The organism is Otariodibacter sp., assembly GCF_029256985.1.
Taxonomy (GTDB): domain Bacteria; phylum Pseudomonadota; class Gammaproteobacteria; order Enterobacterales; family Pasteurellaceae; genus Otariodibacter.
This window is the reverse complement of the sequence record NZ_JARIDQ010000078.1, coordinates 1-9078: the sequence shown is the minus strand read 5'-3', so window position 1 is coordinate 9078 and position 9078 is coordinate 1. Positions and strand designations below refer to the sequence as shown.

General features: G+C 35.4%; 6 protein-coding genes and 1 pseudogene. 3 read left to right on the top strand and 4 right to left on the bottom strand.

All coding sequences use genetic code 11. From position 1 onward, the window contains the following. Window positions 1–2087: ribonuclease R (gene rnr, locus Q1J40_RS08030; protein WP_301099591.1), on the bottom strand; the 2087-nt coding region annotated here is incomplete at its 3' end. A gap of 306 nt (window positions 2088–2393) precedes the next feature. On the opposite strand from rnr, the pseudogene metJ reads away from it, so the two are divergent. The 3 genes and pseudogenes from metJ to panF form a co-directional block, all read left to right on the top strand. Continuing rightward, window positions 2394–2645: pseudogene (gene metJ, locus Q1J40_RS08025) on the top strand (met regulon transcriptional regulator MetJ); the annotation flags it as partial. 102 nt (window positions 2646–2747) lie between these two features. Further along, on the top strand, window positions 2748–2981 hold the full coding sequence (locus Q1J40_RS08020) for a YhdT family protein (protein ID WP_301099590.1): 234 nt from the start codon (window positions 2748–2750) through the stop codon (window positions 2979–2981). A gap of 1 nt (window position 2982) precedes the next feature. After that, window positions 2983–4410, top strand: coding sequence for a sodium/pantothenate symporter (gene panF / locus Q1J40_RS08015; RefSeq protein ID WP_301099589.1), 1428 nt, complete (start codon window positions 2983–2985; stop codon window positions 4408–4410). A gap of 66 nt (window positions 4411–4476) precedes the next feature. On the opposite strand, the gene Q1J40_RS08010 is transcribed toward panF, so the two are convergent. The 3 genes from Q1J40_RS08010 to thrC all read right to left on the bottom strand — a co-directional run. Continuing rightward, on the bottom strand, window positions 4477–6249 hold the full coding sequence (locus Q1J40_RS08010; protein WP_301099588.1) for a cation:proton antiporter: 1773 nt from the start codon (window positions 6247–6249) through the stop codon (window positions 4477–4479). A gap of 486 nt (window positions 6250–6735) precedes the next feature. Next, window positions 6736–7827 carry a pentapeptide repeat-containing protein gene (locus Q1J40_RS08005; RefSeq protein ID WP_301099587.1) on the bottom strand — a complete coding sequence of 364 codons (1092 nt, stop codon included), beginning with the start codon at window positions 7825–7827 and terminating at the stop codon, window positions 6736–6738. 82 nt (window positions 7828–7909) lie between these two features. Then, window positions 7910–9078: threonine synthase (gene thrC, locus Q1J40_RS08000; protein WP_301099586.1), on the bottom strand; the 1169-nt coding region annotated here is incomplete at its 5' end.

Here is a 9078-nt window from a genome sequence, read left to right as displayed (position 1 = left end):
ATATTGCCATTTTTTCCAACTAAGCGTTGACGATCACTATCAAAATGATAATAACCATTATCCAAGTGAGAAATATGTACTAAACCATCAATCAACAAATCATTTAATTTTACGAATAATCCAAAGCCGGTGACGCTTGAAATTACACCATCAAAAACTTCGCCGATATGATCTTGCATATATTCACATTTCAACCAATCCGCTACATCTCTTGTCGCATCATCTGCTCTGCGTTCTGTTGCTGAACATTTTTCGCCAAACTGATCCATATCATCAAGTTTATAGTGGTAACCACCACCGTCTGTATACTGACGAGTATTGCCCTTTCCCTTTTCAATTAAATACTTAATTGCTCGATGGACTAAGAGATCGGGATAACGACGAATTGGCGAAGTAAAGTGTGCATACTCCGTTAAGGCTAAACCAAAATGGCCCTCATTATCAGGCGAATAAATCGCTTGTTTTAATGAACGTAATAACATGGTTTGAATTAATGTTTTATCTGGACGTTCTCTAACAATATCCAATAATTTGGCATAATCTTTTGGTGTTGGTTTTAATCCACCATCGAGGAATAAACCACACTCTTTCAAGAATGTTTTAAAACTTGTTAATTTTTCTTCGCTAGGTTGTGCATGAACACGATATAGCGAAGGTTCATCGGCATTTTCGATAAATCGAGCAGAAGCAATATTGGCTAGAATCATACATTCTTCAATGATTTTATGTGCATCATTACGAATCACCGGTTCAATTCTTTCAATTCTACCTTGAGGATTGAAAATAAATTGATTCTCGATAGTTTCAAACTCAATTGCACCACGTTGCTGGCGAGCTTTAACTAATACTTTATACATATTATTCAGTTCATTTAAATGAGGAACAAGTGACGCATAACGTTCTTGTAATTCTTCATTACCTTCTAGAATTTGCCATACTTTTGTATAAGTTAAACGAGCGTGAGAATTCATTACCGCTTCGTAAAACTCATATTCTTCTAGCTGTCCTTTCGAAGAAATACGCATTTCTGCCACAAGACATAATCTATCGACTTGAGGATTAAGTGAACAAAGCCCATTTGATAAGACTTCAGGCAACATTGGCACAACACGATTTGGGAAGTAAACAGAATTACCTCTTTGTTGTGCTTCTAAATCAAGAGCAGTTTTCGGACGAACATAATAGCTGACATCAGCAATCGCCACCCATAAACGCCAACCATTTTCTTCTTTTTGGCAGAATACGGCATCATCAAAATCTCTCGCACTTTCACCATCAATGGTAACAAGCGGTAAGTTCCGCAGATCAATTCGCCCTTTTTTCGCTTCTTCTGGCACTTCTTCATTAAACTGACGAATTTGTTTTTCTACCCCTTCACTCCAAACATGAGGAATATCGTGGTTTCGCAATGCAATTTCGATTTCCATACCAGGTGCTAAATTATCACCAAGAATTTCGGTAATAAAGCCAACAGGGCGTTTAAAATCGGCTTTTCGAGGTTGTAATTCAACGACAACGACTTGTCCCATTCTCGCACCTAAACGATGTTCTTCTGGGATTAAAATATCTTGCTGTAAACGGCTATCGTCAGGTACAACATAGTTAATGCCTGATTCTGTGAAAAAGCGTCCAACCACTTGTTTCTTACGTGCTTCAAGTACTCGAACAATGCGCACTTCTTTACGTCCTCGACGATCTTTCCCATTTGGTTGAGCTAAAACAAAATCGCCATGCATAACACGCAACATTTGCCCATTAGGAATAAACCAGTCATCATCGCCTTCAACTTGTAAAAAGCCAAAACCATCACGATGGCCAATCACACTACCTTTTAATAAATCCATTTTTTCAGGTAAGGCATAACGACGACGTTTAGTGAAAACTAACTGTCCATCATTTTCCATTGCTCGTAAGCGACGACGAATCGCCTCTTTACGATCATCATCTTCAATTTGAAATTGAGTAAGCAATTCTTCTTTGCTCATCGGCGCATCATATTCACGGATAGTCTGTAAAATGAAATCCCGACTTGGGACTGGGTTTTCGTATTTTTCTTTTTCTTGTTGGTAATTTGGATCTTGTATCATAGTTCTTCTTATTTGAAATAATATAAATATTATAATCTTGTAGTTAAAATAAAGTTAGATAGGGTATAACGGATGGGTACGTGACAGATAAACTAACATTGCTATTGTGTAGAACATTACATTTAAAAATAAATGCTCATAATTATTGCACATGATAGCACACTTTTCCGTATTCCCATAAATTTGCAATATTTATTTGAGAAATGACCGCTTGCCCATAAAGAAATCTGGACGTCTAGATTGCGATTCTGTCTAATTTTAATTAGAATACGCAGGAATTTCATTTTTATGATGAGGAAACGATTAATGGTAGATTGGAATGGTGAATATATTAGCCCTTATGCAGAACATGGGAAGAAAAGTGAACAAGTCAAAAAAATTACAGTTTCTATTCCAATTAAAGTATTGGAGATTTTGACCAATGAACGTACTCGTCGTCAAATTAATAACCTTCGTCATGCAACAAATAGTGAATTATTATGTGAAGCATTTTTACACGCATTTACTGGACAGCCTTTGCCGACCGATGAGGAATTAATGAAATCAAAGCCCGAAGATGATTAGTAATGTTCATAACATAATGATATTCATATTTATATAGCTATAATTGCAAATCTGTTTTAACCTCATTTTTATGAGGTTATTTTTTAGGAGAAAAAGATGAAAAACCAACAACAAATTAAACGAGAAGTTCGTTGGGCATTATGGCTCACCTTTATCTATCTTATTGGTTGGATTGGGTTTGCTTATTTCTCACCAACTGGAAGAGGATTATTAGGTTTTCCTATCTGGTTTGAATTTAGTTGTATCTATTTATCCATCCTGTTTGTATTACTCACCATAATTGTAATTAGAACAGTTTATAAGGACATTGATTTAGAGGATAAAGAATAAAATGAATATTTCCATATTACTCCCTCTTGTTGCTTACTTATGCTTCGTATTCGGTGTAGCTTTCTACGCTTACCGTAAACGCCAACAGGGTAATTTTTTATCTGAATATTATGTCGGTGGTCGCTCAATGTCTGGATTTGTTCTTGCTATGACTATCGCCGCAACTTATGTGGGAGCAAGTAGCTTTATTGGGGGACCGGGGGCAGCCTATAAATATGGTTTGGGCTGGGTACTTTTAGCCATGATACAAGTTCCTGCCGTTATTCTATCTCTCGGTATTTTGGGTAAGAAATTTGCGATTCTCGCACGTAAAACAAATAGTATCACAATCAATGATATGCTATTTGCTCGATATAAAAGCCCTGTGGTTGTATGGCTATCAAGCTTTGCGTTATTACTGTCATTTTTTGCCATGATTGTTGTTCAATTTATTGGTGCAGGTCGATTACTTGAAACTACACTCGGTATATCTTATACCAGTGCTATTCTTATTTTTGCTATAACAGTCGGGCTTTATACCTTTATTGGTGGATTTAGAGCCGTTGTATTAACAGACACTATACAAGGTTTAGTAATGTTAGTGGGGACAACATTACTACTGGGGGGCGTAATTTATGCAGCAGGAGGCGTTGAAAATGCAGTTAATCAGCTTGAAACTATCAACCCTCAACTGATTGAACCTTATGGAATAGATGAACGCCCGTTAGACCTGACCTTTATGGCATCATTTTGGGTACTTGTCTGTTTTGGACTAATTGGCTTGCCTTCTTTAGCTGTGAGAAGCATGGCATATAAAGATAGTAAATCTTTGCATAATGGGATGATTATCGGTACTATTGTTGTCGCAGTATTAATGTTAGGTATGCATCTTTCTGGTGCATTAGGTCGAGCTGTTGCCCCTGATTTAAAAGTCGTAGATCAAGTTATTCCAACTTTAATGTTAAAAGTTCTTCCTCCTGTTGTTGCAGGTATTTTCCTTGCAGCACCAATGGCTGCAATTATGTCTTCGATTGATTCAATGCTAATCCAATCTTCTTCAACAATGATTAAAGATCTATATTTAGCTATTCGCCCTCAAGCAGTAGAAAATGAATCTCGTATCAAATTATTTTCAACATTAGCCACCCTTTTACTCACATTATTTGCTCTTATTCTGGCATTTAACCCACCTGATATGTTGATTTGGTTAAATCTATTATCACTAGGTGGCTTAGAATCAACTTTCTTATGGGTTATCGTATTAGGGCTATATTGGGATAAAGCAAATGCAACCGGTGCAATTTGTTCAATGATTGCTGGGTTAGCTAGCTATGTAATAATGGCAAGCTTTGGTATCACATTCTTGAGTTTTCACACTATTGTTCCAGCATTATTTATTGGATTAGTTGGTTTCTTAATTGGGAATTTATTTGGTAATAAAAAATCTTAAGTAATATATCTGAGCAACATAAAAATAAAGGCACTATAGTTAGAACTATATTGCCTTTATTTAATTTTATTTATCTAGTTTTTCTTCAGGTACAAGTGATACTAAACGGCAATTCTTTGGCATATGTTCAGCATCAATAATAGAGATAAGATTATTTTCATCCACAGTATAGAGTGGTAAAAATTGCTTATTATCTTCTTTATACTTCTCAAAAGTATAATTGTCCGTCAGATTAGTCACTTTTATTCTAGCATTTTTAGAAATTAAGCTGGCTAGTTTTGCGTAAGTAATATCTTGTCCAAATAACCAATTTGAGCGATAGCTATGCTTATTATGACGTTCAGTTTGATTATTATCCTCACTAAAGCGAATTCGATAGATATTATTTTCATCAAACTCGTGGCGATAATGAATTTCTGATAGTGTATTTAACTCTTTATCTGTACTGATCGCAAATAAATAACCAATTCCAATTAAATCTAAATAGTTATCTGCATGAGTAGAAATAGGGCTACCATAATAAGTACGTAACCCCAACATTCTTGCTTTTGAAATTTCACTATAATTGCTATTTGCAACAATAACATCTATACCAAGATCTTTTAATGATTTTGCAATAGTTAATGCAACTGGACTACTTCCGACAATAAGTACACCAGTATTAGCCACTTCACGTACACCAAGTAATCCAGCAATAGCTTTAGCTCCTAGTCCTTGAATCAAAACAGTACCGATAATAATTAAGAATACTAAAGGAATCAGTAACTCAGTACCTTTTATATTATAACCTTGCAGTTGAATAGCAAATAATGAAGAAATAGCCGCGGCTACAATACCTCTAGGCCCAACCCAACTAATCATGGCTTTTTCATTAAAAGTTAAATTAGATCTGAAGGATGATATCCATACAGCTAATGGGCGAACTATAAACATAGCAAGGAAGAGTAGGGCAATTCCAGAAAGTCCAACGCTAAGCAAACTCTCTAAATTCATACGTGCTGCTAATACAATAAATAAGACAGAGATTAATAGAACGGTAAGAGACTCTTTAAACTCTAAAATATTCTCTTTAGGAAAATTTTTCCAATTGGCCAAAGCAACGCCTAATACCGTTACTGTTAAAAGACCTGATTCATGAGCAAAATGATTTGAAGTTGAGAATAATAATAATATATAGGCTAATACAAAAACATTACGTAAAAATTCAGGAATAAAGTGACGTTTAATTAAATTCGCAAGAATCCATGCTCCAACCATACCTAACACACCAGCAATACCAATAATTTTTGCAAAGGTTCCTATTTCACTCGCTTCTCCACCAGAAATGATATATTCATAAACCAAAACAACAGCTATTGCCCCCATTGGATCAATAATTATCCCTTCCCATTTTAAAATATTTGAAATATTTTCATTAGGTCGAACACTTCGTAGTAGTGGTACAATAACGGTTGGTCCAGTTACACAGACAAGAGAACCAAACAATAAAGCAATACGCCAATCTATATCAAATAGGAAATAAGTAATTAGAGATATCAATATAATAGTGATCGACATCCCTATGGTAACAAGTAATTGTACGACTCTTCCATGATGTTTAATTTCTTCAAACTCTAAAGTTAAGGCTCCTTCAAAGAGAATAACAGCAACACCTAATGAGATAAATGGAAACAATAAATCACTTAATATGACATCAGGATTAAATAAGTTGAAAACAGGTCCAATTAAAATACCAATTAACAATAAAAATAAAATAGAGGGTTGTTTTAAGTACCAAGCGAGCCATTGAGCTGCAATACCTAATCCCACAACCGCAGATAGCATTAATGCGGTATCCATAAATATACTCCTATAAAATAAATGTTGAGTAAATAAAAGCGACGGCGAATACTATCATTCAATGTCCAAATTACAAACAAAATTCATAGCTATAAGTGATTAGTTGCTAATATGATTTTGTAAAAAAAGAAGATAGTTTTGAACTTACATCATTTTTCCATGAATCTGATGGCATTTTATTGCTAATCAAATCAATTTCAATATAGCTTTATATTTTGCAAACCAATTGTATTTTTATTATTCAATTTAGTGCATTGTCAGTATCTCCCGATCGAGTAATTCTTAGTATAAAAAGACATAACTTGGTTATCCTTCCAGTAAAAATGGGTAGCTCAATATTAGAAAAGGTGAGCAAATCTACAACATTGCTTCTCTTTAATCTGTTATAGAAAAATAAGATGAAATACAAGCGGTGAGTTTGTGTGATTGATTTGCAACAGTTGATGAAAAGAGAAAAGCCTAGCAATGAGCTAGGCTTATTTTTGATTAGTTTTCTGAGGGAGTACTATATTTCTCAATAATTTCTAGCGGTAAGCCGATAGCTTTATCGAGGTTTTTGGCACCAGTAAAATCAGCGGTTTCTATAGATTTTGCATCTGTAAAATTAGTTTTTTCTAAATCGGCTCCTGTAAAATTAACCTTGTCTAAATTTGCTTTTGAAAAGTCAGCTTTTAACAAATCAGCCTTGGTAAAATTAGCATTCCTAAGTTTAGCGTTATAGAAATGGACTTTTTTAAGTTTAGCTCCAGTAAAATCCACCCCTCTACAGTCTAAATTATTAAATATATTTTCTAGTATTTTACGATCAACTCCAACACGATTAAAATTTATTCCAACTAGGCATGATGCTGGGAAGAATTCTCTATGCTCTAATAAGCAGATTTCACCCTTATTATTTAGTGATAATAATACTCGTGTAATAGCACTTCCTATAGGAGAGCTGGCATTGTTGCGGATATTTTTTATACTCTTGTTTTTCAAATGATTAGTGGACTTAGTGGCTTCCAAAGCCTCTATATCTCTTTGTTGCATGGCTAACCAAGCAGAAGTTAACAAGTTCAACGCAGGCTTTTTGAAGCTTTCTCCATGCTCACCTCGATAAAATGGCAATAAGTTATAAATCGCTGCAATTTGTAGCCCGACTGCACCATCTTTTTTGCTATAAGTAGGAATAGAAAGGCCACAAGGAATATCTGTATATTCTTGTGTTATTTCTAGTTCCTTTTTTTGATTATCAATTCTTGACGTTTTTTCAATAAATTTATCTTCAATTAGGTGAGCACCACTTACCCATTCAGCTATTTTTTGGAATTCTTTCAGGTTAGTATCTTTACGAGCATTTTCAATTTGTTGAGTGGTATTTTGATCACGAAAATACCAAATAGCAAAAGCAACAGGAGAGGATATAATTACTGTTAGAAGAGTCCAAAATCCGTTGTTTTTTGCTGATTCTCTTAAGCTAGAAATTACAGTACTGAAAAGGTTTTGTTCATGGGTATAAAAAATAAGCGTTATTAAGCTTAGTAATATCAGAATAGATAATAGTCCAAAAATGAAAACAATAATTGCTCTTTTCATAATAAAATCATTAAATATCAAGCGGTAAGATCCTCTCAAACTTTTGCAAATTATCATTAGGATCTTACCGCTTATTCCTATATCACTTCGCTAACAAATACGCTCTTAATTTTTCAAAATCATTCGCCATTGTGTCAGAAAGTAGAGGGAGTTTGTTGTGTTTATCCAATGCTTCCGGTAATGGTAGCTCGATATTTAAAATACGTTCTACCGATTCTTTAAATTTCGCTGGGTGGGCGGTGCAGAGGAAGATGCCTGTTTCATCGGCTTTTAATTGATCTTTTAAAGCCTGGTAAGCAATTGCTCCGTGTGGTTCACATAAATAGCCTTCAGCATATTCCACTTTGAGTGCGGTTTCTGTTTCATCATCATTTAATGAGAGAGAGCCAAGATCGGCTAAGTTCCAGTTATTGCGTTTAAATAATTCTTCGACACGAGGCCAGTTGTTTGGTCGGCTTACGTCCATTGCGTTAGAAAGGGTGGCAACCGTTGCATTCGGTTCCCATTTTCCAGAACGTAAGTAACGAGGAACGGTGTCGTTAGCGTTGGTAGAGGCGATAAAACGTTTGATTGGTAAGCCTAAAGTTTTCGCAATCAATCCTGCGGTTAAGTTACCGAAGTTACCACTTGGCACAGAAACCACTACGTTATTACGTTTTTCTTTTGGTAATTGTGCCACTGCTTCGAAGTAGTAACACACTTGAGCAAGCAAACGGCTGATGTTAATTGAGTTTGCAGAGTTTAGCCCGATTGCTTGGCGTAATTCTTCATCATCAAAGGCTTGTTTCACAAGGGCTTGGCAAGCATCAAAATCAGATTCAATTGCCACTGTGCGAATATTACCCCCTAGAGTACAGAATAATTTTTCTTGAAGTGGACTGATTTTACCTTTTGGATAAAGAATAACGACATTGATATTTTCTAAGCCATAAAAAGCGTGAGCAACCGCTGCACCTGTATCACCAGAAGTTGCAGTCAGAATCGTGATTTTGCCATCGCCACGCACTGCTGCAAGGGCTTGTGCCATAAAGCGACCACCAAAGTCTTTAAATGCCAATGTTGGACCGTGGAAAAGCTCTAATGCGTAGATTTGCTCATTTACTTTGGCAAGTGGAGCAGGGAAAGTAAACGCATTTTTTACCATGGTATTTAAGGTTTCGGTTGGGAGTTCGTCCCCAATTAATGCTGAAAGAATTTTTTGGCTACGCTCAACAAGTGGTAAATCAAGTAATTCATCAATATTGGTTAAAG